Source organism: Gemmatimonadaceae bacterium, assembly GCA_036496605.1.
Taxonomy (GTDB): Bacteria; Gemmatimonadota; Gemmatimonadetes; order Gemmatimonadales; family Gemmatimonadaceae; genus AG2.
This window is the reverse complement of record DASXKV010000004.1, coordinates 265,190-288,116: the sequence shown is the minus strand read 5'-3', so window position 1 is coordinate 288,116 and position 22,927 is coordinate 265,190. Positions and strand designations below refer to the sequence as shown.

The following is a 22,927-nucleotide window of genomic DNA, read 5'->3' as shown; positions in this document are numbered from 1 at the left end:
GGTTTCCATGGTCCGACGGACTCGGGCCGTCTCACGACGTTCGCCGGCCTGGGTAACGCGCCCCGGAACGTTTTGTAACAGACGTGTAACGGGAACCGGATAACATCAGCGGATGTGTCCGGGAAGAAAAGGAGAACGAAGCGCGGATCCGGTGGCGTGCGGCGTACTCTACCAAATCAACGCTTCGTTCTGAGACACTAAATCTCGACGCCTAATCCCTGCTGTAACCCCCTTTACTTCGCCATTCCAAGCGTACCGAACTTGATCGTGCCTAAGCGCTTGTCGAGCATCGCGACCATGTTGGTCGGAAGGGGCGCGTAGTCGAGCGTGCCCGCCGATTGTTCGCCCGCGTGGAATGCCCAGCGCATGAAGTCGATGAGCTTCTTCCCCTTGGTGGCGTCGGCCTGGTTCGCATAAACGAGGAGCCACGTAAAGGACGAGATCGGATATGCCTCACGACCCGGCGCGTTCACGATCGAAACGCGGAAGTCAGTATTTCCCGGAAGCGTCTTCGCGGCACCGGCCGCGGCGGCGGTCACACTCTCGATCGTCGGTGCGACAAATTGACCAGCGGCATTCTTGAGCAGCGCATAGGGCAGTTTGTTCTGCTTGGCGTACGCGAGCTCGACGTAACCGATGGCGCCCGGCGTCTGCTTCACCTGGCCGGTGACGCCGTCGTTGCCCTTACCGCCGAGTCCAACCGGCCATTTCACCTCTTTCCCCTTGCCTGGGCCGGAGGCGAACGCGGGACTCACTGCCGTCAGGTAATCGGTGAAGATGTAGTTGGTGCCGCTCGCCTCCGCGCGGTGCACGACGAGGATGTCCATTGACGGGAGTTTCGCGCCAGGATTCATGGCAGCAATCTTCGCATCGTTCCACTTCGTGACCTGGCCGAGAAAGATGTCGGCGACGACATCACCCGTTAGGCGGAGCGACCGCGTCACGGTGGGCAGGTTGTAGGTTATGACGACAGCGCCGAGAACCGTCGGGAAGTGGAGAACGGCACCGCCTTTGGCCTTCCCCATCTCCTCATCGCTCATCGGGGCGTCGCTCGCGCCGAAGTCCACGGTCTGCTCCGAGAGCTGGCGAATGCCGCCGCCGGATCCAATCGGTTGATAATTGATCTTGACGCCGGTTTTCGCGGCGTAGTCGCTGAACCACTTCGAGTAGATCGGGTAGGGGAAAGTAGCGCCCGCGCCAGTGAGATCGGCGCCGCCCGTGTCCTGCGCACTCGCAAGCGCGGCGACGCTGGCAAGAAGGAGTCCGCCCGTCGCGATCGTCCGAACGAGAGTTTTCACGTGTGCTCCTGAGTGGTGGTGGGTGTGGTCCACTCAGGCTAGCTGTCACTCGTAACGGCCGAGTGCGTGCTCCGTAACGGGAATGTTACGAGCTCGTGGGTGGTGTTGGTTTGGTTTGGTTTGGTGATTGGTTCACGAGCAACCAATAACCAGCAACCAACAACCAGCCCGCAGTCATCCGTCACGCGCTGCCGTTGACGACGCGCAGACGATAGCCGAAGCCGCGGATCGTTTCGATCAACTCGACTTCGGTGCCGAGCTTCGCGCGCAGCCGCTGCACGTGCATGTCGACGGTGCGCGTCTGCACGTCGGGCGCCGCCTCCCACACATCCTCGAGCAACTGCGCGCGGCTCTGCACGCGCCCCCGGCGCGTCGCGAGCGTGAGCAACAACTTGAATTCTGTCGCGGTGAGCTCGACGTGACGTCCCGCGATCGTGACGCGATGGTGCGCGCGATCGATCACGAGCGGCCCGACGGTCACCACGTCGCTGCTGATCGCTGCGACGCGCGAGCGACGAAGAATCGCGCCTACGCGGAGCACCAACTCCTGCGTGCTGAAGGGTTTCGTTAGATAATCGTCGGCGCCCAACACCAGTCCCTTCACCCGATCCACCTCTTCGCGGCGGGCGGTAAGCATCAGCACCGGCACCTCATGCGTCGATTGATCGGCGCGGAGCGTCGCGAGCACTTCGTCGCCGGTCATCCCCGGCAACATGCGGTCGAGCACGATGATTGAGGGACATTCCTCGCGCACTGCGCGCAGCGCGTCGAGTCCGGTCGCGGCCGTCGACACACGGAAGCCCGCTTTCGCGAGATGATAGGCGACGAGCGCGGTAATGTCGGGTTCGTCGTCGACGACGAGCACTCGCTCGCCAGCACCGAACGACGTGTTGACCGGACTCGAATAGCCAACGCGAGTCGCGGACGAGTGCGCGGAGGTCGATGAAGCGTCGTGCACGACAAAAAACTATCGGGACCGCGCCGTCAGCGGCGACCGATTCTGCGTCACGATATCGTATCGGGAGACCGGCTGACAGCGATGCAATAAAACCCGAAGGAACTCCGCATGAATGGCAGCGACACTGTTACACGGCGCCAACTGGTGGACTCGGATCGATCATGAGTAGGTTACCGGACCAGCGCGGAGTCCCCTCCCGCCAATACCCTCCACGATTTTGTCACATGAGTGAGATCAGATTCCGAGATCAGGCCGGCTGGCAATGGGAAGTCGTCGAGTCGAGCAAGCGACGAACGGGTCAAGGCCAATCAGACAGAGAGCGGACTCTGTATTTCCTCAATCGCTACGAGACGCGGCGCACCGCGGAATTCCCCGTCGACTGGGCCAAGCGCTCGTCGAAGGAGCTCGTGAAGCTCTGTGAGGTTGCCGAGCGCCTCTAGAGCGCGTTCAGTCGCCGCGACCGACGCGACGCGTGGGTTGCCCGACGCGGGTCGTTAGGCGATAGCGTCCGTCCGGCGTCGACAGAACCACGACATCCGATCGCCGGAAGCGCGAGCGTAACCGCTCGAGGGCTTGACGAACGTCGGCCGCGGCGCGTTGCTCGGTCACAGGCGAGCGGGACGCCGCCGCGCAGAGCTCGCCGATCGTGCATCCCGATCGAAAGTGCTCGGCGAGAACGCGCAAGACGCGAAAATCGAACGGCCGCAGTGCGAGCCGTCGGCCGCGAACCGACGCGCGACGGCCAAGTCGATCGACGCGAAGATCACCGGGAACAAGCAGCGGGCGGACGTCGCTCCATATCGAAAGAATGTCCCGAACGAGCTGCGGCGTGTTGCGCAGATCGCCATCCTCGTCGATATGGGCGACGACGTACTGCGCGCCGGCCAACCGATGTCGAACGCCGTCGGCGAGCGTCACCGCAACGATCGGCTGCGTGAGAGCGTCGGCGCGGGCCGCATGCACCGCGTCGGCACTGGTGCGCCGGAGCTGAATCGCGTCGACAACTGTTAGGCGATGATCGACGATACCTAACGATGCACCGGTGTGGCTGCCCGGAAGCGCTGCGATCTCGACGCGGCAGCCCACGCGCAGCAATCCCTCCGCGAGATCGCGCAGCCGAGACAGGTGCTCACCGAGAATGAGGACGCGTCCGTCGGGGCGTGTGAGATCAGCGATGGCGTCGGGAGATGGCGCCGGCAGATGATCGGTTGTCGCAGCGGAAGCAAGAGACATCTGATGCCTATCTGAGGTGTCGTCCGAAGCGGATCGTTACGGGATCGGAGCTACGGCAAACGGCAGTCCGTTACGTACCCTTGGTTCTGTTCGCGGGTAGTGCCATTCCCTTCAAGCGAGCGCCCATGAACCAAGCCGACTGGTTCGAGATCGAGTGTGTCGACGGCATGTCCGCGACGATCTACTTGAACGGTGGATTACCCGAGTCACATATCACCGAGCTGCGCGAGGCGTGCGACGCGCTTCCTCCAAATGTGCGCGTGCTCCGCGTCCAGCTCATGATCTCGACCGACGTCGAGGCGCTCCCTCTGGGCATCGGAGCCGTCCTTCGGCACTGGCGTCAGACTCGCCAGCGAGCCTTTCACCTGGTGATGACCCCGAGCCCGAAGTCAGGCGAGGTGCCAAGCAACCCCTGTGAGCACGGCGATCAGCTGTCCGACGAGCACGTCCCCCGGATAGTGCACACCAAGAAACACTCGCGACGCGCCAACCAGAAAGGCAATCGCCACCAGGGGCGCGGCAAGGGATGGAAAGGCCATCGCGTAACCAAAGGCCACAGCCATCGCGGCAGCGGAGTGCCCCGAGGGAAATGAGAATCGGTCGGGCTCCACCACGAGTGTCACGCAGTCGAGCGCGTTCGATGGTCTCGGCCGGCTCACCGTTCGCTTTACAACTTGCACAACGAGGTGTGAGAAGACGAGCATCGCGAGCGTTTGCCGCGCCGCGTCGGCGACGGCACCGCCGAGGAATAGCGGCAGCGTCGCTGCGAACACCGAGCACGAGACGCCGCCGAGGTGCGTGATCGTCGTCCAGAACACGCGTCGCCGACGCGATGCACCCTGATCGACGAGACAGCGCGCGAAGAGCGCGCGATCGCGGTCGGCGAGACGGGTAAACAGTGTGGCGCTCGTCATGAGAAACCTCCTGCCGGAGACGCACGAGGCCGGTAGCGGAAGCGCCGATCGATCACCGGCTCGGGTAAGCATAGGGCGTCTAGGTAACGCTTCCCGTCAGGACCGCGTGCCGGATCAGTAACGAACGAGGGGCACGCGAGGGCACGCGGGAACGGGCAACGTCTCAGGATCGTGACGCAATCGTCGCGCATACGTGACGCATACCGGCGACACTGCCCGCCAAGGTATGATGAGAGAATACGAAACGCTGCGCGTTCTCTTCTGCACGGACACGTATCCTCCGCAGGTGAATGGAGTGTCGGTGGTGACGGCGCTCTCCGTGTCGGGACTGCGCCATCGCGGATGGAGTTGCGGCGTCGTTGCACCACGATACCCCCGTGAGGCGTTCGACGCCTTCGACGCATTGCACTTCGGCGACGGAGCTGCCGACAGCCACTTCGCGCTGCCGAGCATGCGGTTCCCGCCCTACCCTGATCTCCGGCTCGCCGCGCCGTTGTACGGCGCCGTGCGCGGCGCCGTCGCGCGCTTTCAACCCGATCTCGTTCATTGCGAGACGGAATTCATGATTGGCCGGCTCGGACAGATCGCGGCCGCACGGGCCAGCATCCCGATCGTCACGTCATATCACACGGACTTCGGACGCTACACGCACGCGTACGGCGTTCCGTGGCTGCACTCGACGGTGACATCGAATCTCGCGCGCTTCCATCGGCGCGGCCAGCGCGCATACACGCCATCGGAGCCGGCGCGTCAGGATTTGCTCAACATGGGCGTCGCCGACGTCGAGGTGTGGGGGCGCGGCGTGGACGTGGAGCTCTTTCACCCGAATAAGCGCAGTACGCCACTGCGCGAAGCGCTCGGGCTCACCGAGAAGTTTGTCTTCATTCACGTTGGACGGCTGGCTGCCGAAAAGAACGTCCATGTCGTGCTCGATGCGTTCCGTCAGGCGCGCAAGTCGTTGCCGCGCGGCTCGGTGCATCTTCTCGTGGCCGGCAGCGGACCGGCCGAGCCCGAGCTGCGACGGAGAGCGTCGGGCTCGGTGACTTTCCTCGGCAATCTCGACCGCCAGAACCGGCTGCCCGACATGTATGCGAGCGCCGATGCTTTCGTCTTCGCGTCGCTGACGGAGACATTAGGTCTCGTGGTCCTCGAGGCAATGGCGAGCGGGCTGCCGGTCGTCGCCGTGGCAGCAGGCGGAGTCGTCGACCACCTGCGCGACGGCTGCAATGGGCTGGCGGTCGCGCCAGGAAGCCTAACGTCGATGACGGAGGGACTGAAGCAGGGTATGGTACGGTTGGTCCGTGAGCCGGGACTGCCTCGCGGCCTCGCCGCGGAAGCGCGGCGGACGGCGGAAGCGCGGAGCTGGGAGCACGAGCTCGACCGGCTCGAAGACAGTTATCGCGAAGTCCACGCTGGCTGGAGTGCGCGCCGCGGCCCGGCGCGGTCCGTTTCGCCAGAGCTCTCGTTTGCTCGGCAGCCGCGCTGAGCCGTCGCCGAGGCTTGTCAGAGGTGCCATACTAAAGGCATGGCGGACACACCGTTCATCGCGCGCGGCTTTCACAGCCGCCGCGCGCCCGCGACTCCGGGTCGCCTGCCGCCCGGACAATACGAGACGCGCGACTTTCCAGTACTCTCTGCCGGACCGACGCCGCGAACGCCGCTCGCCAAGTGGGATTTCACGATCAAAGGCGTCGATGACCGTTCGGTGCGGTGGTCGTGGGACGAGCTGCGCGCATTTCCGCACGAGACACCCAACGTCGACATTCATTGCGTGACCAAGTGGTCGAAGTTCGATACGAGCTGGGAAGGCATATCGGTTGATACTTTGCTCAACGCTGCTCTGGCAGCGGGCGTGCAGGACGCGCCATACGTCATGGCGTTCTCGGACGGCGGCTACACGACAAACCTGCCGCTCGCCGACGTGACCGGTGGAAAGGCCTGGATCGCGTTCGGCTACGACAGCGCTCCGCTTCCACCGGAGCATGGCGGACCAGCGCGGCTGCTCGTCCCCCATCTCTACTTCTGGAAGAGCGCAAAGTGGGTTCGCGGTCTGCAGTTGCTGCGCGAGGACCGGCCCGGTTTCTGGGAGCAGTTGGGATATCACGACCGCGGCGATCCGTGGCGTGAGCAGAGATATCAGGGCGATCCCTGAGTGACGGATCTCCGCGCCGTGGGAGCGCCGCCACGACTCGAGTGGCTGGTGTCGACCGTCGCCAAAGTGCATAACGAGACACGACGCGCGCGCACACTCGTGCTCGACGTGCCGCTATGGCCGGGACATCGCGCCGGTCAGCACGTCGATGTTCGTCTCGTAGCCGAAGACGGCTATCAAGCGCAGCGTTCATACTCGATTGCGTCGCCGCCGGAGAGCCCATCGCTCGAGCTGACCGTCGAGCGTCTCGATGACGGCGAGGTCTCACCGTATCTCTGCGACGTCCTCCGCGTCGGCGATGGGCTCGAGATCCGTGGACCCATCGGTGGTTACTTCGTCTGGGACGTGGCGCAGGGCGGCCCGTTGTTCCTCGTAGCCGGTGGCTCGGGCATCGTGCCGCTCATGGCAATGATGCGTCACTACGCCGCCGCACCGAATGAGCTACGCGCGGACGTCCCCGTTAGGCTGCTCTACTCCGCCCGCACGTTGGATGATGTGATTTACCGTGATGAGTTGGAGATGGGGTCGCGCGTCGATGCGCGGGTTTCGCTGGCATTAACGCGAGACGCGCCGGCCGGCTGGGGCGGCTATCGGCGGCGCATCGATCGCGCGATGCTCGAGGAAGTCGGCTGGCCACCCAACGAATCGCCGCGCGTGTTCGTCTGCGGGCCGACGCCGCTGGTCGAGAGTGTTGCGAATCTGCTCGTCGAGATCGGCCACGTTCCGTCGCGGATTCGCACGGAGCGATTCGGGCCGACGGGGTGATACCGACGGATCAAGTAAAGTGGAGGGAGGGGAGCATGCAGACCGAAGAAATGCGTCTCGACGGAAACGCTGCCGGCGGAATGTTGCGCGAGGTCTTTGCGCTGGAAGTCACCGCCGCCTTGGCGCGGTGTGCGGGATGCGGATCGGTCGCGCCGATGGGGACGCTGCTCGAGTATGGGCACGGGATGGGCGTCGTGCTCCGTTGTCCAACATGTGACACGGCAGTCGTGCGCATGACGCACACGCCGGGATGGGTCCGTCTCGACGCTTCGGGAATTGCGTTTCTGATGATACCCGAGACGCCGACGCCAGCGGCGCAGGTCTGAGATTCGGCGTCGGACCTACACGAACCGCTTCACGAATTTCAGCGCGGTGTCCGCGACTTCGCGCCATCCGCTGTCGATCGTCAGCGCGTGTCCGCGGTTCGGCATCTCGATGATCTCGGTGACGCCATCGTTATGCTTCTGCTGCTTGAAGGACGCGTGCGCGATGGACCATGGCACCGTATTGTCCTTCTCACCCGAGATGATGAGGAGAGGGCCTCGCTCCGGATTCCTGGTGTCGACCTTCACCTCGGTCCACGGATTGAGATTTGCCGTCGCCGCCTGGAAGAGCGGTGTCCCAGAGGCGGGTACCGCGAATGTCTCATATAACTGCTTCGCCTCCGTCTCGCTCACGGCGTTAGCAAACGCGAAACGGAATTGCTCGAAGGTGAGCGGAATGGCGCGATTTCGATTCGCGGGATTTCCGAGCACCGGCCATGCCGACTTGAGCGCCGAGATCGGAAGCGGCAACACACCGCGGAATGGCGCGGGATCGACGGCGACTGCCGCTGCTGAGAGATTGCGCCCCGCGAGAATCTGAGCGAGCAGACCGCCAAACGAATGCCCGATGACCGCCGGCTTTCGCTGCAGCCCTCGAATGACCGCCTCGAAATGATCTGCCACCTGGCCGACGGACTTGTGCGCGAATACCTCGGGCGCGGCATTCGCCGCGGCGACCGTCTCCGGATCGTCGGGCCAGCCGGGCGTCAGCGCCGTGTAGCCCGCCTCCTCGAAGAGCGTAGCCCAGCGATCCCAACTGCTCGGCAGCAACCAGAGACCGTGAACGAAGACAATCGGTTGGAGCCCTGTCTTGTTGGCTCCATCGACTTGTTGTGCTTCGTGATCGGTGATCGTTGCCGTGCCGGCGGCCGGCGTTTGGGTCGTCGCTGTCATGGTTCTCAGCCTCGCGGGTGGAGTCAGTCCTCGATCGACGACTCCGTGATGCTACTCGGCGGCTCGGTCGGTCGCGAGAACGATACGCGTAACGAACGTGTCTACGGACTCGTTGCCGTGTCGCCGTGGCAGAACGAATCGCTCGTCGTCGGGTTGCCGCGGCGGACCGTCGTCGACCGGCTCGTCGACCATGAGGTCTCCGCCGAGCTCTTCGACGATGGCCTCGAAACGTTCGACTGCTTCGAGGACGCGCACCAGCTCGTCGTCCGTTTCGTGTCCCGTTAGGTGTACGCCTCGCCGGCGCAACCGATTGGCGACTTCGTGCGCCACGTCTCGCCGCGGATCGCTCATCATGCCGATGCCTCACGATTGAATGGAGCCAGCGTACATCCTGTAGGTCGCCTTCTTGATCGCCTTTGCCGCCCGATTGCGGCAACGCTGGTCGGCACGATCTGATCATCGTCACCATGGATGATCAGCGTCGGAATGTCAAATTTCTCGGGTAGAGGCAATACGCCATTGGATGTTGGGCCAACGCTTCGGAGGCGCTTGCGAAAGAGAGCTCTTTGCTAGTACTCGGCCATTACCTGTCCTCCAGGCACCAACGTGACCCAACGCTCACGCCCGAGCCGATCGAGTCTCGACGCGAGCTCCTTTGTATCGGTGAGACGTACCGGCGACGGCGCGTCGCCCTGGTCGTGAAAGAAATCCTCCCAGTGGCCAAGAATCGCGTACTTCGGCCGCAGCGCGGCGAGAAGTAGCGTCGGATAATCCGGTACCTTCTTGAAGTTGCCGGCGCAGACGATCGCGACATCGACGGAATGCCGGTCATTGCCAGTGAACGGCGGCAGCGTCACGTCGAGCGGTTGCGTTGCTGCATCCTGATAGAAGATGCGAAACATCGGATGACTGCTGTCGTCGAGCAGATCGATGACGTACGACACGGGTTCACCGAGGCACCAGCCCCATGCCGTCCGCGGCAGCGACGTCCGATCGTGCGCGGCATGACAGCGCGCCATCGTGATGAACCACCAATTCGGCGCGTGGCTCGAATGCACGGCCATGAAGCGCATGCGCCGGCTCGGCGAGTAGATCCACCGCCCCACATGCCAGGCCGTCGCGACCACGCTATCCGTTGGAAACAGTGAATCGATGCGACTCGGGTGCGCGCGCATCGACGCATCGCCCATGAGAATCCGTTTCGTCGTGAGCGTTCCGTAAATCGTCGCCCGGGGTGTATACCGCCGCGCGACGAGCGGAACGTCCATGAGATGATCGTAGTGCGAGTGCCCAACGAGGATCGCGTGCACGTTCGCGAGCGGCGCGAGGCTCGGCCCGAGATAGCGTCGCAGCTCTCGGTCAACCGCCGCGCTGTCGGAGTGAATCGGCCAGAGCGGTGTCGCCACCGCCATCAACGCGGGATGCGAGAACGAGGGTGCGGTCATCACTGCTTCGTCGCCGGCGCGAATAAGGAATCCGCCGACGCCGAGATACGTGAATTGCACGGTGGAGGTGCACGGGCTTTCGGCCTCGCACGTCCGCCAGGTCAGTGTCGAGTCCCGCGGGAGCGGATGCAGCGCGGAGGCCGGACCCGTGAGTCGAATACAACCGGTCGCCGCCATGACGATCAGGGCGGCGGCGATGGCCTTCACGATGCGTCGGCTTCCGCTCGGACGCGACGCATGAGCGACTGGAATCTCGGGTCGCCATGCAAGCCCGCCATCGAGGGGTCGTTCTGGAGCATAACGAGCCAGTAGTCGCGCGCCTCGACCGCGCGCTCCAACCAGGCGATTGCCAGCTCGTCGTTTCCGAGGCAGTGGTGCGCGATCGCGATCCCGACCGTGGGAATGGGCTCGTGCGGTGCACGTTGCTCGATCTCGCTCAGCAGGTGCTGCGCTTCCGTGATCTCTCCGAGCGCGACGAGCGGCTGAATGAGATTCGGTGTTCCCCAGCGATCACCGGCATTGAGCTCCAACACGCGGGCGAATTCGGCGCGAGCCTCGGGCACGCGGCCAGCATAGAGCAAGCAGAAGCCGAATGCGCGGTGCAGCTCACTTGCCTGCGGATGCCTCGCGACCGCCGGCTCGAGCTCCTGCAACGCGTGCTCCCATCGGCCCGCGAGGATGAGAATCCACGCGAGATCGTACGCCGCGTACTCCGACAATGGATCAAGCGACCGGGCACGCTCCATCGCCTCGATCGCTTCGTCGAAGCGACCCTGCGCGGCCAGCACGAGGGCGAGGCAGTCATGAGCAAGATAGAAACCCGGCGCCAGCTCGAGTGCGCGACGTGCGCTCGTCTCGGCGCGGGCGAAACTCCACTCGTACCACAAGGCGGTGTGCGCGCGCATAACGAGCGCCAGTGCATCAGTCGGGTCGAGGGCCAGCGCGCGCTCGGCCGCCTCTCGCGCTCGCGGGAAGGCATCGCGCGGACGCAACGCGTGGTAGATGCCGAATTCCACCAGGGCATACGCGATGCCGGCGTATGACGGCGAGAAATCCGGCGCGAGTCGCACCGCTTCCTCGAAGCAGCGCAACGCCTCGTGCATTCCCTCGGCACGTCGCTCGACGAGTTGGCGGCCGCGCAAATACAACTCGAACGCGTCGGGATTGACGACCGAGCGACGACTATGCGTCGTTCCTGCAATCACGGCGCCCAGCCTCTCTCCCGTTGACAGGGTGCGCTCGAGCGCAACCGCGATCGACTGCGCGATCTCCTCCTGCACGGCGAAAATGTCGGCGAGATCGCGATCGTAGCGGGCCGTCCAGAGCGTGATTGCGTCTGCAGCGCGCACGAGCTCGACATCGATACGGACCCGCTTGGCTATTCGGCGCACGCTGCCTTTGAGGAGGTGGAGCACGCCGAGGCGTTCGGCCAGAGTCCGCAGATCGACGTTCTGACCCTTGAAGGCGAAGGACGACGTGCGACCGGCAACACGCACACCGCGCATATGCGCGAGCACACTCTGCACCTCCGCGGCGATGCCGTCGGAGAAGTACTCGTTCTCCGGGTCGGCGCTGAGGTTATCCAGCGGCAGTACGGCGACCGACGGCACGTCCTCCCGCGCAGCGACCCGAATACCCAACGACGGCAGCTCGAGCGCCTCGAGCGCTGCTAGTAATTCCGTTCCGTCCGCGAAGCGGGCGCTCGGGTCCTTCTTCAGACAGCACGTCACGAGCGATGCGAGTGCCGGCGGCGTAGCAACGCGCAATTCGCCGATCGGGCGTGGCGTCTCCAACACCTGCGCGGCCATGAGCTCGGCCGCGCCGCGCTTGTCCGCGAATGGATGAATGCCCGCGATGAGCTCGTACGCGAGGACACCAAACGAATACACGTCGGTCGCCGGCCCCACATCTGGATCGCCAGCTGCCTGCTCGGGTGACATGTAGCCGGGCGTGCCGAGCGCGATACCCTCGCCCGTGATGCTCGCGGAGCCTAACGACGTACCATCGACGCCAGAACGAGCAACGGTGATCGCCTTCGCGACACCGAAGTCAGTAACGACCGCCGTCCCCCCGGAAAGAAGAACGTTCTCGGGCTTGATGTCGCGATGAACTACGCCCCTCGCGTGCGCAAAAGCGAGTGCCTTGGCGATGTCTCTGAGAATGCCGAGCGCGCTCGCGGCCGCCAGTGCGCTATCGGACACGATCCGCTCGCGAAGCGAATAGCCGGCGTATGGCATGATGTAGAATGCGAGGCCGCCGACTTCCCCCGCTCGGTGAACGGGGACGATGTTCGCCTGTTGCAGCCGCGCCGCGACACGGATCTCCCGCTCAAACCGCTCGGCCGAAACGCGATGCGCCAGCTCGGGACTGAGCACTTTCACCGCCACTTGTCTATCGAGCGCGCGCTCGTGAGCGACGAAAACGCGCGACATGCCACCGCCACCGAGCTCGCGTTCGACGAGATAGTCGTCACCGAGAGCAGCAGAGAGCTGTGCCATGAGCATAGACTCATTGGCCCGCTCTGCACTCGTCAAGCTCTGAACGAGCGGAGGAAGGTTCTCGAGGAACTCACTCGTCTCCACGCGGTCATTCGACGCAAGCAGCGAGTCGACTTCGCGGCGCAATGGGACGTCGCCGCGACACGCTTCGTCGAGGAACGCCGCACGTTCGGCTGCCGTCCGCTCCATTGCCTCGTGCAGCACGCCCTTCACCTGACGCCAACGCTCAGGTGTCATAGCGGGCTCGTTGCCGATGTGAGCCGCCTCCGGAGATGTCGTCGGCGACAAAGACTGCGATGAAGACATCACCCGTACGTGCCTGGAAAGAGCCACCGGACCGCGACTACGATAAAGCTACGATACGGGCGTGTTACGGAGGGGTCAAGCAATTGTCGACCTCGGCTCAGCGATGATAATGTCATTTGCCATCCACAGCGCAGTTGCCTCGAGCAACGCGAGATCGAGTCGGGTCATCTCCAGGGTGAAGCGCGGCGATGTTGCATTTTGCAAGGCGCCGAGGAAGTCGCTCATCATCGCTCCGTACCCTAACGGGTCACCCGCTATCGGAGCCCACACCGACCGCCGTCGTCCACTCTGAACGAATGCAAATCCGTTCGACTCGAACGTGACCGTCCCTGCGTGCCTCGCACCTTGGATAATCGCACACCACCGAATGGAGCCGCGAGCTCCCAGGAATGGGCTAGCGTGCCGATGGCGCCGTACGCACGCAACGGCGTTTTTTGAGCCAGTTTCCAGCGTTCCTCCGCGTTAGCGAGAGAGCCAACGAGGAGAGCACATGCCGATGGATTACAGATCGCGGCGATATGCGTTGCAACAAACCCATCGAGGTGACACGGCACGCACGGCGCGTCGAACGATTTCTACGCCCGCGAATGACCGATCGCATTCTCGAGATCGGATGCGGCCGTGGCTTCCTGACGCAGCGCATACAGCGCGTTGCGCGGGCAACGACTGGAATCGACCTCAATCCGCAAGCGATAGCCAACGCAGTCACCGGCGACCTCCACAACATGGACGCGCGCTCGCTGGCGTTCGCCGATGCGGCGTTCGACAAGATCTACTCCTTTCACGCGATCGAGCATATTCCCGATCTCGGCCTTGCATTCAGAGAGATGGACCGTGTGCTCAAGCCCGGCGGACGCCTCTTACTCGTGTATCCCGCCGAGCCGATTCGCGGACTGTACGTGGTACCGACGGCGATCGTGCTCTTTGGAAATCCGCTGCGTGCCCGCGATCTGCACGTGCACAAGCTTTCGCCGCGCAGGTTACGCCGATTCCTTGCCGGAACATCGTTTCGCGTCGTTCGCAGCACTCTCGATTTGCTGCTGACGCCACAATTCATCACGGTCTTGCGCAAGGGCCAGCCGGCCACGGCCCACCGCGCGCCGCGCCCGGCTCGCGAGCTCGAAGCCGCGGAGGTTACATGACGCGGCGTCGCAACGGCTCCATTGCTGCAGATCTTTCAGAATCGTTCCAGTCACCATCGCCACGCTTGCGCTCGCGCCCGGCCTCTTCACGCGACGTCGACGTCTGGCGCTCCCGACCGTCACTGCCTCGCCGCGGCTTGCTTGACGCGTGTGAGCGCTGATCGTATCGTCGCGCTCTGGCCAATCGCTTCCCTCGCCACTCGTAAGGCCGAGTCACCGTGCCGTCGCCTTCATCGCCAGACGAATCCTCGGCGCCGTCCGACACCGCGCCGTCTGAAGTCACTCAACTCCTCCTCGCCTGGCGGGCGGGCGACGAGGCAGCGAGCGACCGTCTGCTCCGCCTCATCTATGCCGAGCTGCATCGTCAGGCAGTACGTGCGATGCGGCGCGAGGGAGAGGTGCATACCCTGCAGCCGACCGCACTCGTGAATGAAGCCTACCTGCGACTCGTTGATCAGAGTCGCGTCCATTGGCGGAACCGTGCCCATTTTTTCGGCGTCGCCGCGCAGTTGATGCGCCGGATTCTCGTCGATCACGCGCGCGCTCGACTGGCAGCCAAGCGCGGCGGCGGCGTGTCAGCACTCTCCCTCGGCGACATTGCGTTCAGTGAGGAATACGCCGGCGGCGACGGGGACGTGGATGTCCTCGCGCTCAATGACGCGCTCGAAAGACTTGCGGCGCTCGATCCCGACCAAGCCCGGCTTGTCGAACTGCGCTACTTCAGCGGCTTGAACATCGAGGAGACCGCCGAAGCGCTGGGCGTGTCACCGGCGACGGTGAAGCGCGAATGGGCGATTGCGAGAGCATGGCTGAGGCGGGAAATGGAGAAGTAGAGGTTGGTGATTGGTGATGAGTCGCGAAGCACCCATCACCAATCACCAACCACTAAATCATCCATCAAAGTCCGATCTTCGTACCGAAAAAGAAGGTCGGCCCGTAGTACTCCCGCTGGAAGCTGAACTCGTGGCCCGGCGTGCCCTGGTAGAATCCGAAGACGGCGTTGTTCATGTTCAGCATCATGAACTGCAGCTGGACATCGTTCGTGGCGTTGTACACGATCGAGCCGTCAACCTGCGCGTGCGGATAGAAGTAGTTGTCGCCGTTTGCCGTCGGCGTGCCGTCGCCGTATGCGTCGATCATCGCGCCGTTGTACGTCCAGCCGATGCGCGCCGAGAAGGGCGACTGATCGTAGGTGAGATAGGCGTTGCCGATGTTCGGCGACTGGCGCAGAAGCGGCGCCTTACGACCGGCATCCGGATCGACGAGCACCTGGGATTGGGTGTGGGTCCAGTTGCCGTCGAAGCCGAGTCCCGCGAGCCGACCCGGAAGAAAGACGAAGCGCTGCGTGTACGCGAATTCGGCGCCGTAGAGCCAGCCGTCGCCGCCGTTGTCCGGCGCGTATCCGACGTAGCCGTTGAACGGGCCCGGACCCTCGTACGTGATGCGCCGCGTGAGAATGACGTCGCTCAGCTTCTTGTAGAAGATGCCACCGGAGACGACACCGACTGTATTTAGATAGTGCTCAACAAGAAAATCATAGTTCCACGCGCGCTGTGCGACCAGATTGGGATTCCCCGTCGTGAAGCCGCTCAGTGACGGTTGGTTGGCACACGTCGGACAGGTCATGCCCGATTGGTTCGGCGCGAGATCCGGATAATTGGGCCTCGCGATCCCGCGTGTGATCGCGAGTCGAAAGTTCGTCTCCGGATCGACCGCGTATCGCAGCTGTGCGCTTGGAAAGAGATCGGTGTAACTCTTCGAGCCCGTGACCTGCTCGAGCGTTTGCGCGCCCGTGGAGTTGCCCGACGCGTCGGTCGGCTGAAAATAAATGTGCCCGAGATAGCTGGCGCGCGTCGCCTCGACACGAAGGCCGAGGTTCACCCGCAGTTGGCCGAAGTCGGTGGTGTTCATGCCGTACGCGGAGTAGATCTTTTCGCCGCCGTAGAAGCTGCCGAGCGAATCCTTCGCCGGATTGCGTGTCTGGGTGAAGTCGGCCGAATGCGCGTTCTCGTACGCCGCAACGCCGGAAACATCGATCACCGGCGCGATCGTGTAGCCGGATGCCAGGCGTCGATAGAAGTTCGGATCATTGAAGCCATCGGTGACCTGCGCCAACGAGAGCGGGCCGCCGATGTCCTTGAACGTCAGTTGCTGATCGGTGACGTCCTTCCGCTCGTAGCGATACCGAACGCCGACCTTGAACTGGCTCTGATTGTCGCCCAGGCCATAGTGCAACAGCGCATTTGCGCCACCGCCGATGTCGCGCCCAGTCGTTACTTGATCGCCCAATGAGTATCCGCTCATCGTGTAGTTGGCCGCGGAGTTCGCGGCGACGGAATCACCGGCCGACTGGTAATGGTACTGCGGATACTCGGGGTTGCTGGCGGCGTAATCGAGATCGATGTCGGGGCCATTGTACGCGAAGGTCGCCGAGCGGTGATTCTTCTCGCGCTGGCTGGTGCCGGCGACGCTCAGGCTATAATCGAACGTCCACGGTCCGTTGTCGTGATGCCCGCCGGCGGCGCCGGCCCACATCTGTTCGAGCGGCGTGCGGAATTCCGACGTGCGCTCGAGTCCGACGCCCGGGATAGTACCGGCGGTTGGTGAGGTCGGCGCGGCGTCTCCCGAAAGGTCGTAAACCCACCGCCGGCCGTAGTTCTTGAACAGGCTCCAGAGGCCTCTCACGTAGACGTCGCTGGTCGCGTCGAGGCGATAATCGAGGTCGCCGCCGAGGCCGTAGCGCTCGCGCTGATAGAGGTAGTCTCGATTGCTCCATTCGTTAGGTGCGGAGACCGACGAGCCACTCGGCGCATCATACATGCCCCACGCCGGTTCGACGTCGTTGATCGCGCGGTTGTTGCGGTCGGCCGAGCCGCCCAGGAGAAAGCCCAGCTTCTCATCGGGCCCGGTGCGGCCACCGTACGTGAATCCGCCCTGATAGGTATTCCGCGACAGGAGATCGATCTGCCCGTACTGGCCAGCGAGGTAACCACGCGGACGGCCTTCGGGCGTCTTCGTCACGAGATTCACCGAGCCCCCGATCGCGTCGGCGTCCAGATCGGCCGTGAGCGTCTTTGAAACCTCGATCGCCGCGAGAAGGTCCGACGGAACGTCGTCGAGCTTCGGAATGCGATCGGATTCGGTGCCCGGAATGTGGATGCCGTTGATGGTCACGTTGGAGAGACGCGGCTCCGTCCCGCGTACCTGCACGAACTTTCCTTCCCCCTCGTCGCGCTCGAGTGACACGCCGGGAATGCGGCCCGCGGCCTCGGCGGCGTTGAAGTTCGGCAGCGCGCGAATCTCGTCGCCTGACAGCACCGCCACGAGATTGTCGGCGTTCTGCTGCTTCGCGAGCGCCGCGGCTTTCGTTTCCGCCATGCGCGGCGACTCCCGGACGATCATTTCCGCGAGCCGCTGCGTCGACGGACGCAGCGTCAGGTTTCTCGTGACCGTCGCTCCGCCAGCGAGGGTGACGCTCTGTGTGTCGGGTGTGAAGCCAAAGGCGCGCGTGATCAGGAGCTGAGCTCCCGCTGGCACCTGGTTGAAACGATACCCACCGTTCGCGTCGGTGAGGATGGTGAGCGACGTGCCGACGACGTGGAGCACCGCGTGCGTGATCGTCGTTCCGGTGGAATCGGTGACGCGCCCGACCAGTGTTGCCGTCGATTGCGCGCTCACACGCGACGGACTCGCAAGGCAACCTGCGAGTGCGATGGCGATCGCCAATCCGAGGCGCACGCCCGTACGACGTGCGCTCGGCCGAGCCGAGCAGGGGTCTTGGTACATGGCTCCTCCGACGTGGGACAGGGTTCAGAGGAGTGAGAGCTATGGCTCGCTCGTCGCGCTCGTGCGTGCACGCTGCAACGGCGGCGTAACGAATGGGTGACGGACGAGCGACTTAAGAAAGCTTTACCTGTCCGTCGCCGTCCTACACGGCGCTGCCAAGGTCGCTGACGGCGCCGCGCCGGCTCGTCCGATGTCGAGCCGGCGACAGCCATCGTAGCCTTCTCACTGCACCACGACCGTCCCGTGCATCGAAGGATGGATGTGGCAGGTATAGGTATACGTCCCTCGCGTCGTGAACGTGCGCTGGACGGATACGTTGGCGTTCAGCCCGTCGATGTCGGCGGGAGCACCCGTCGCTGCGTCGAAGAAGACGTTATGCGCGACCGATCCGAAGGCGAAGGTCACGGCGTCGCCCGCGTTCACGCTGAGGGACGAGGGGCCAAAGGTCAGCGCCGGCGTGGCCGCAATGGTGTGACCGTCGTTGGGAATCGGGGATGTCGTTCCGCCGTATCCTCCGCTGCATGCCGCCAGCATGGCCGCCGTGATGGCCAGTAGCACGTTTCTCATGGATCTCATCGAAGTATCTCCTGATTCTGATCGTCTGTGAGTGAGCAAAGTCAGGATGATTTCTCAGCCTGATCGCGTCTTCCTTGTTGATGAGCAAGTTCTCTTCACCCAGCCCGTGGGTCTTGAACGAACCACGTCATTTTCTTTGAACGTTTCTGCTCGATGAGTAAGGAGCTTCGGTGGTCATGCGAATGAGATGCATCGTGCCGTTGTTCGACCGGCACGGTCCGCGACGGATCATTTCCGTCCGTGATGAGCGGAGTGTCGCGACGGCGCAGGCGCTCGATTGGCCAGGCGTGCTGCTCGAGGCCGGTCGCAACGACGTCGCCGAGGTCGACGACGTCACGTTCGCGCATCACTACCTCGGCGTGAACGCCGACGAGCGTCCGATCACGATCGAGGTGAAGGAGGCGAACGGGTATCGGCCAGTGACCCTCGAACCGGGTATGGCGTGGCTCAATCCGGCGGGACAGGGATTCTCGCTTCGGGTCCGCGCCGCCGGTCCCCACGCGTACGTACGAGTCTCGATCGATCCACTGCGCTTCGATCGGTTGGTGACCATGAACGAGGACAACGCCACGCCGATCGCGCTTCGTCGTGCGTATGGCATCGGCGGTGCGCAGATGCGGCACATCCTGGGCGCGTTGGCGAACGAAGCCGGCGACGGAACGCCGAATGGCCTCGCCTTCGTCGACACATTGACGACCGCGCTCGGCATTCAGCTCGTGCAACAGGCGGGCGTCGCGAAGCCCGCGCCGGTACGTATTCGCGGCGGTCTCGCGCCAGCCGTTAGGCGCCGTATCCTCGAGCTGATGGATACGAAACCGGATGCACATCTGACGATCGACACGCTCGCTCGCGAGGCGGGACTCTCTCCGGCCCACTTCGCGCGGGCGTTCAAGGAGTCGGTCGGTCGCGCGCCTCACCAGCACCTCATGACGCTTCGCCTCGAGCGCGCGCGCCGCCTGCTCGATTCGCCGGACGCCTCGCTGTCCGATGTAGCACTGCGTACTGGCTTCGCGGACCAGGCGCATTTCACGCGCTTCTTCAAGCGCCACTATGGAATGACGCCAGGCATGTTGTTGCATTCACGGCGCCGGCGCTCAGCGTAAGGTGTACTGGGCGCCGAGGCGGAGGGTGGTCACGTCGGCCGGCACGATGTAGAGCTGTCCCGACAGAGCAATACGATCGCGCACGCGCGCGGTGACACCGGCGAAGGCGGTCGCGCGCACGAGGTCGACGTCGATGGTCGTGCGATCGACATTCCCCAGCGCGTCGCTGAATCCTGCCTGAAAGCGTGGACGCAGCGATCGCACGCCGCCACCGGCGTAAACGTCAACGCGTTCGCTGGCGCGCGTTCCGGCAGCGAGCTCGAGCCCGAAGGAGTTGGGGTGGAACGTGTCGCGCGACGGTTGCGTGCCGTAGCACGGGACGCTTTCGTCGATCGTCTGCAAGCTCGCTCGCGGACAGGTGATCGCACCGCGCACCTGACCCCCGGTGCCGTCAAGTCGTACGACCAACGCAATGCGCTCACCTGCAAGTGGCATCGATGCAGTGTGCGTGACCGCGACGCTCACGAGGCTCGCCTGCGCTGACGAGACGGTCACGTTAGGCAGATAGCTTGCGTCGATCGCGAAACCGGCGGGTAGCCCGAGGGTGAGACGTGGCCGGCCGAAGACGGGCGCGAGCTTGGTATTATTCATCGTGTTCGCGTAGCAGTAATTCGGACGCTGCAACGCGGGATCGGGCGATGGGACGGGAACCAACTCGCCGCCGAGACGAAGATCTCCCGCCGCGAGCCGCTCCGGCGCTCCCGCCATCGAGAAGACGATGGGTGACTCGTAGAACGCGAGCAATCGCGCTTCGTGGCTGTTTGCCGGGGGCCGGCACTGCGCGTCTGCCCGCGTTGCCGCCATGGCAGCGCCTAACGCGCCAAGCAGCGCTGCCACGCTGACGCGATTCATGGATTCGCCCACTGCGTCGGCGCGTCCAGGAAGAGGAGATCCACCCGAACCTCGATCTCGTTCTGCATGCGCAGCAGCCCGAACATCTTCGTCAAGCCACGTATGTCGTAGCTTCCAAGATCGAGCGGAAAGCGCGTCGTGACGCGCGTCGTATCGCCAGCTCTGGTCACCCGCGCCGCGAGATCCACGCGCTGCGTCACGCCATGGATGGTCAGCGCACCATGGAGCATCATGGCGATGGAGTCCGGAGTCACAGATGCCGACGGGACCGGCGTCACCGCGCTGAGATCGAAACGCATCATCGGGTAACGAGCGACTTCCATCGACTCGCGCAGGTCCCGATCCCGACGTTCGTTCCCCGTGACCAGCGTTCGGACCGATGCTTCGACGAATCCGCGCGTGACGGAATAGTCGCGACCACCGATGATCACGCCGGTGACGCTGCTGGTCACGCCGACGAAGTCTCCGACGGTCGCGTGGCCGAGAAAGCTGAGCGAGCCCCGTTGCAGCACCGCATCGGAGACAGGACGCTGCGCCGGAAGCGCCCGGGCGGCCGCGATCGTCGGCGTCCATGCCAGCAGATAGCGCAGGCTTCGTGAGAGAGTGACTCGTGTTCGCATGATCAGTTCTCGTTAGGGCGTGAACTCGTTGGAGACGATGCTCGTTCGGACCGTCGAGCCCACCACGGGTACTGCGTTCTGTCCAAGGCCGAGCGTGCCGCCCATCCGCGCGGCGGACCAGGACACCGGCACACCGGCGCGGAGCGCCCATCGCGCGTCGAAGCCCGCGGCGTTCGAGAGATCGGGCACGATCAGGTCGTACCCGCTGTTACCGAGGGCTGCATATGCCGCCGTCATCGAGATGGTAACGATCGTGCTCAGACCTTGCTGATACGTGATTTCCGTTAGGCGGTCGTAATCCTGCTGTGTGTCGAACCTGGCGCGCAAGCGCAACGATGGCGTCGTTGCAATCGTGCTCAACGCCGGCACCGTCGCGGGCGCGCCAAGTGTTAGTGTCTGATCAACGGGCGCTCGGAAGTACACCTCGGCCGAGCGAATGCCGGTCGTGAGCGTGGGGTTCGCGGTGACACTCAGGACCTGGAGGTCGGTTTGCTCGAGTCGCGCCGCGGGGATCGCGTAGAACGTTCGCGCGGATGCGGTCTCCGAGCTCGCAAGAAAGGAGAGCTGACTCTGGCTCAACGCCGTGCGCAGTCGTGTTCGCGACTGCGCGCCCTCGGGTCCAAGACCGTTGATCGTCGCATGTGCCACGACCGGAGCGAACGCTTCGGCGGAGTTGAAGTCGATCACGGGCAACGTCGTACTGTCGGCCAGCTCCGGCGTGTGACGAAGGATGACGCGTGTCAGCACGTTGGTTCCGTCGACGCGCGATATCCGCGTCGCGAGGATGTCCTGTGGCCCGGCGATGAGTGACGGGAGCGCGAAGGTGTTGCTGCCCTCGCCGAGCGCCACCAGATCGCGCGTGCCGAACCCGGCGTTGATCGTCGCGACCTCGTTGGTGTCGATACCGGCGACCGATCCTAACAACGTCTGCGGCGCGGCCAAGCTGCAATGACTGGGCGTCGTGTCGCCGACGAGCGAGAGCTCCGCCGCCACACCGTACTGGACGGCGATCGACGTGAGGCCGTTGCCGAGGACGCGCACCGTCGCGATCGCGCCGTGATCGGCGGCGAATGCGTGGCTGAAGGTCAGCCTCCGACCGGCGACGACGGCTACTGCCTGCGTCCACGCGCCATTGCCGTCCTGGAAGGCAACCCAGCTCGGTTCGAGACCGGCGCAAAATGCCACGTCGACCGTCGTTGACGGCGGCGTGACGATCGGCTGCGGCGCGCTCACGCGGTCGCTGCTGCAGCCCGCGAGGGTTGACACCGCGATTATGAGTTCCACGACGGCAGCGCGAGTGATGATCGATTTGAGCGAGCGCACCTTTTCTCCATGCGTTGGTTTGACCCGAGAAAGGTGCGGGCATCGGCCGCCGCGGTCTTGAACGGATCGGTGCTCCAGTCTTGAACATTCTTGCTGTTTTGATGGAGGCGGCCATTCGCCTACTGACCATTTGTGGAAGTCCGCGAGATGGGGCGTTGCTCGTAGGGACAGCAAGCCCGAGCCTTCCGATCGCCGGTCGGGCCTCGACGCGACAGGCATTGCGGCGGACCCGCAACTTGCAGCAGGCTTACAGCACGCGCTGGACGGCCTGATGCTGCGCGCACCGCGTTAGGCGAAATCCAACGACTTCAACCCCGGCCACAATGTCCAATGCCACACTCGAGCAGGAGATCGTCGACCTCGAGACCAGATTCTGGAGTGCCATTCGCGACGGCGACGCGAAGGCCGCGTCGAGCCTCATCGACGAACCGTGCATCGTGACGGGTGCCCAGGGGCATGGCGCCGTCGATCGCGCCACATTCGAAAAGATGATGGAGTCGCCATCCTGGACACTGCGCGAGTTCAGCTTCGCGAAGCCTAACGTGAGCTTTCCGAGTGGCGGCGTGGCGATCATCGCCTACAAGGTGACGGAGAAGCTGACGGTGGACGGAAAGCCGCTCACCCTCGAGGCGGCCGACGCGTCGACGTGGGTTCACCGGGGTGGCCAGTGGCTCTGTGCTCTGCACACGGAGTCGCTGCTTGGCGATCCGTTTGGACGCGATCACCGGATGTAATAAGT

General features: G+C 64.0%; 23 protein-coding genes. 9 read left to right on the top strand and 14 right to left on the bottom strand.

Features of this window, described 5'->3' with window-relative positions; translation table 11 throughout:
• Positions 1-233: 233 nt before the first annotated feature.
• On the bottom strand, positions 234-1,298 hold the full coding sequence (gene pstS / locus VGH98_03100; protein HEY2374940.1) for a phosphate ABC transporter substrate-binding protein PstS: 1,065 nt from the start codon (positions 1,296-1,298) through the stop codon (positions 234-236).
• 181 nt (positions 1,299-1,479) lie between these two features.
• Positions 1,480-2,256 carry a response regulator transcription factor gene (locus VGH98_03095; GenBank protein HEY2374939.1) on the bottom strand — a complete coding sequence of 259 codons (777 nt, stop codon included), beginning with the start codon at positions 2,254-2,256 and terminating at the stop codon, positions 1,480-1,482.
• 224 nt (positions 2,257-2,480) lie between these two features.
• Here VGH98_03095 and VGH98_03090 point away from each other — a divergent pair, with 224 nt between their 5' ends.
• Complete coding sequence (locus VGH98_03090) at positions 2,481-2,696, top strand: hypothetical protein (protein ID HEY2374938.1); 216 nt, start codon at positions 2,481-2,483, stop codon at positions 2,694-2,696.
• A gap of 7 nt (positions 2,697-2,703) precedes the next feature.
• Here the strand turns inward: VGH98_03090 and VGH98_03085 are convergent, their stop codons facing one another.
• Both VGH98_03085 and VGH98_03080 read right to left on the bottom strand, forming a co-directional pair.
• Complete coding sequence (locus tag VGH98_03085; protein ID HEY2374937.1) at positions 2,704-3,489, bottom strand: hypothetical protein; 786 nt, start codon at positions 3,487-3,489, stop codon at positions 2,704-2,706.
• 389 nt (positions 3,490-3,878) lie between these two features.
• Complete coding sequence (locus VGH98_03080; protein ID HEY2374936.1) at positions 3,879-4,403, bottom strand: phosphatase PAP2 family protein; 525 nt, start codon at positions 4,401-4,403, stop codon at positions 3,879-3,881.
• A 229-nt stretch (positions 4,404-4,632) separates the two neighbouring features.
• Between VGH98_03080 and VGH98_03075 the strand changes: the two genes are divergently transcribed.
• From VGH98_03075 to VGH98_03060, 4 genes are read left to right on the top strand one after another with little or no spacing between them, the layout of a single operon-like run.
• Positions 4,633-5,889: a glycosyltransferase family 1 protein gene (locus VGH98_03075; GenBank protein HEY2374935.1), complete on the top strand. Its 1,257-nt coding sequence runs from the start codon at positions 4,633-4,635 to the stop codon at positions 5,887-5,889.
• 39 nt (positions 5,890-5,928) lie between these two features.
• Positions 5,929-6,555, top strand: coding sequence for a sulfite oxidase-like oxidoreductase (locus tag VGH98_03070; GenBank protein ID HEY2374934.1), 627 nt, complete (start codon positions 5,929-5,931; stop codon positions 6,553-6,555).
• A complete protein-coding gene (locus VGH98_03065; GenBank protein HEY2374933.1) occupies positions 6,556-7,320 on the top strand; it encodes a ferredoxin reductase in 765 nt (254 codons plus the stop codon). It abuts the gene before it with no gap.
• 35 nt (positions 7,321-7,355) lie between these two features.
• Positions 7,356-7,646 carry a DUF6510 family protein gene (locus VGH98_03060; protein HEY2374932.1) on the top strand — a complete coding sequence of 97 codons (291 nt, stop codon included), beginning with the start codon at positions 7,356-7,358 and terminating at the stop codon, positions 7,644-7,646.
• Positions 7,647-7,661: 15 nt separating this feature from the next.
• Here VGH98_03060 and VGH98_03055 read toward each other — a convergent pair whose 3' ends face one another.
• The 5 genes from VGH98_03055 to VGH98_03035 form a co-directional block, all read right to left on the bottom strand.
• Complete coding sequence (locus tag VGH98_03055) at positions 7,662-8,537, bottom strand: alpha/beta hydrolase (protein ID HEY2374931.1); 876 nt, start codon at positions 8,535-8,537, stop codon at positions 7,662-7,664.
• 51 nt (positions 8,538-8,588) lie between these two features.
• Positions 8,589-8,891 (bottom strand): hypothetical protein, encoded by a 303-nt coding sequence (locus VGH98_03050; GenBank protein ID HEY2374930.1) that lies wholly within the window; start codon positions 8,889-8,891, stop codon positions 8,589-8,591.
• 215 nt (positions 8,892-9,106) lie between these two features.
• On the bottom strand, positions 9,107-10,189 hold the full coding sequence (locus VGH98_03045) for an MBL fold metallo-hydrolase (GenBank protein ID HEY2374929.1): 1,083 nt from the start codon (positions 10,187-10,189) through the stop codon (positions 9,107-9,109).
• A complete protein-coding gene (locus tag VGH98_03040; protein HEY2374928.1) occupies positions 10,186-12,717 on the bottom strand; it encodes a protein kinase in 2,532 nt (843 codons plus the stop codon). The genes VGH98_03045 and VGH98_03040 overlap by 4 nt, the downstream gene beginning before the upstream one ends.
• Positions 12,718-12,861: 144 nt before the next feature.
• On the bottom strand, positions 12,862-13,014 hold the full coding sequence (locus tag VGH98_03035; GenBank protein HEY2374927.1) for a hypothetical protein: 153 nt from the start codon (positions 13,012-13,014) through the stop codon (positions 12,862-12,864).
• Positions 13,015-13,304: 290 nt separating this feature from the next.
• On the opposite strand from VGH98_03035, the gene VGH98_03030 reads away from it, so the two are divergent.
• On the top strand, positions 13,305-13,928 hold the full coding sequence (locus VGH98_03030; GenBank protein HEY2374926.1) for a methyltransferase domain-containing protein: 624 nt from the start codon (positions 13,305-13,307) through the stop codon (positions 13,926-13,928).
• Between the two features lie 218 nt (positions 13,929-14,146).
• On the top strand, positions 14,147-14,761 hold the full coding sequence (locus VGH98_03025) for a sigma-70 family RNA polymerase sigma factor (protein ID HEY2374925.1): 615 nt from the start codon (positions 14,147-14,149) through the stop codon (positions 14,759-14,761).
• A gap of 64 nt (positions 14,762-14,825) precedes the next feature.
• Here the strand turns inward: VGH98_03025 and VGH98_03020 are convergent, their stop codons facing one another.
• The gene (locus tag VGH98_03020) at positions 14,826-17,714 is read right to left on the bottom strand and encodes a TonB-dependent receptor (GenBank protein ID HEY2374924.1); all 2,889 of its coding nucleotides are present in this window, start codon (positions 17,712-17,714) and stop codon (positions 14,826-14,828) included.
• Between the two features lie 222 nt (positions 17,715-17,936).
• Positions 17,937-18,290, bottom strand: coding sequence for a plastocyanin/azurin family copper-binding protein (locus tag VGH98_03015; protein HEY2374923.1), 354 nt, complete (start codon positions 18,288-18,290; stop codon positions 17,937-17,939).
• Positions 18,291-18,466: 176 nt separating this feature from the next.
• Between VGH98_03015 and VGH98_03010 the strand changes: the two genes are divergently transcribed.
• Entirely contained in the window at positions 18,467-19,393 is a 927-nt protein-coding gene (locus VGH98_03010; protein ID HEY2374922.1) for an AraC family transcriptional regulator, read from the top strand.
• Here the strand turns inward: VGH98_03010 and VGH98_03005 are convergent.
• From VGH98_03005 to VGH98_02995, 3 genes are read right to left on the bottom strand one after another with little or no spacing between them, the layout of a single operon-like run.
• Positions 19,385-20,245: a hypothetical protein gene (locus VGH98_03005; protein HEY2374921.1), complete on the bottom strand. Its 861-nt coding sequence runs from the start codon at positions 20,243-20,245 to the stop codon at positions 19,385-19,387. The genes VGH98_03010 and VGH98_03005 overlap by 9 nt on opposite strands.
• Positions 20,242-20,865: a YceI family protein gene (locus VGH98_03000; protein ID HEY2374920.1), complete on the bottom strand. Its 624-nt coding sequence runs from the start codon at positions 20,863-20,865 to the stop codon at positions 20,242-20,244. The genes VGH98_03005 and VGH98_03000 overlap by 4 nt, the downstream gene beginning before the upstream one ends.
• Positions 20,866-20,877: 12 nt before the next feature.
• The gene (locus VGH98_02995) at positions 20,878-22,149 is read right to left on the bottom strand and encodes a hypothetical protein (GenBank protein HEY2374919.1); all 1,272 of its coding nucleotides are present in this window, start codon (positions 22,147-22,149) and stop codon (positions 20,878-20,880) included.
• 362 nt (positions 22,150-22,511) lie between these two features.
• Between VGH98_02995 and VGH98_02990 the strand changes: the two genes are divergently transcribed.
• A complete protein-coding gene (locus VGH98_02990; GenBank protein HEY2374918.1) occupies positions 22,512-22,922 on the top strand; it encodes a nuclear transport factor 2 family protein in 411 nt (136 codons plus the stop codon).
• The last annotated feature ends 5 nt before the right edge of the window (positions 22,923-22,927 follow it).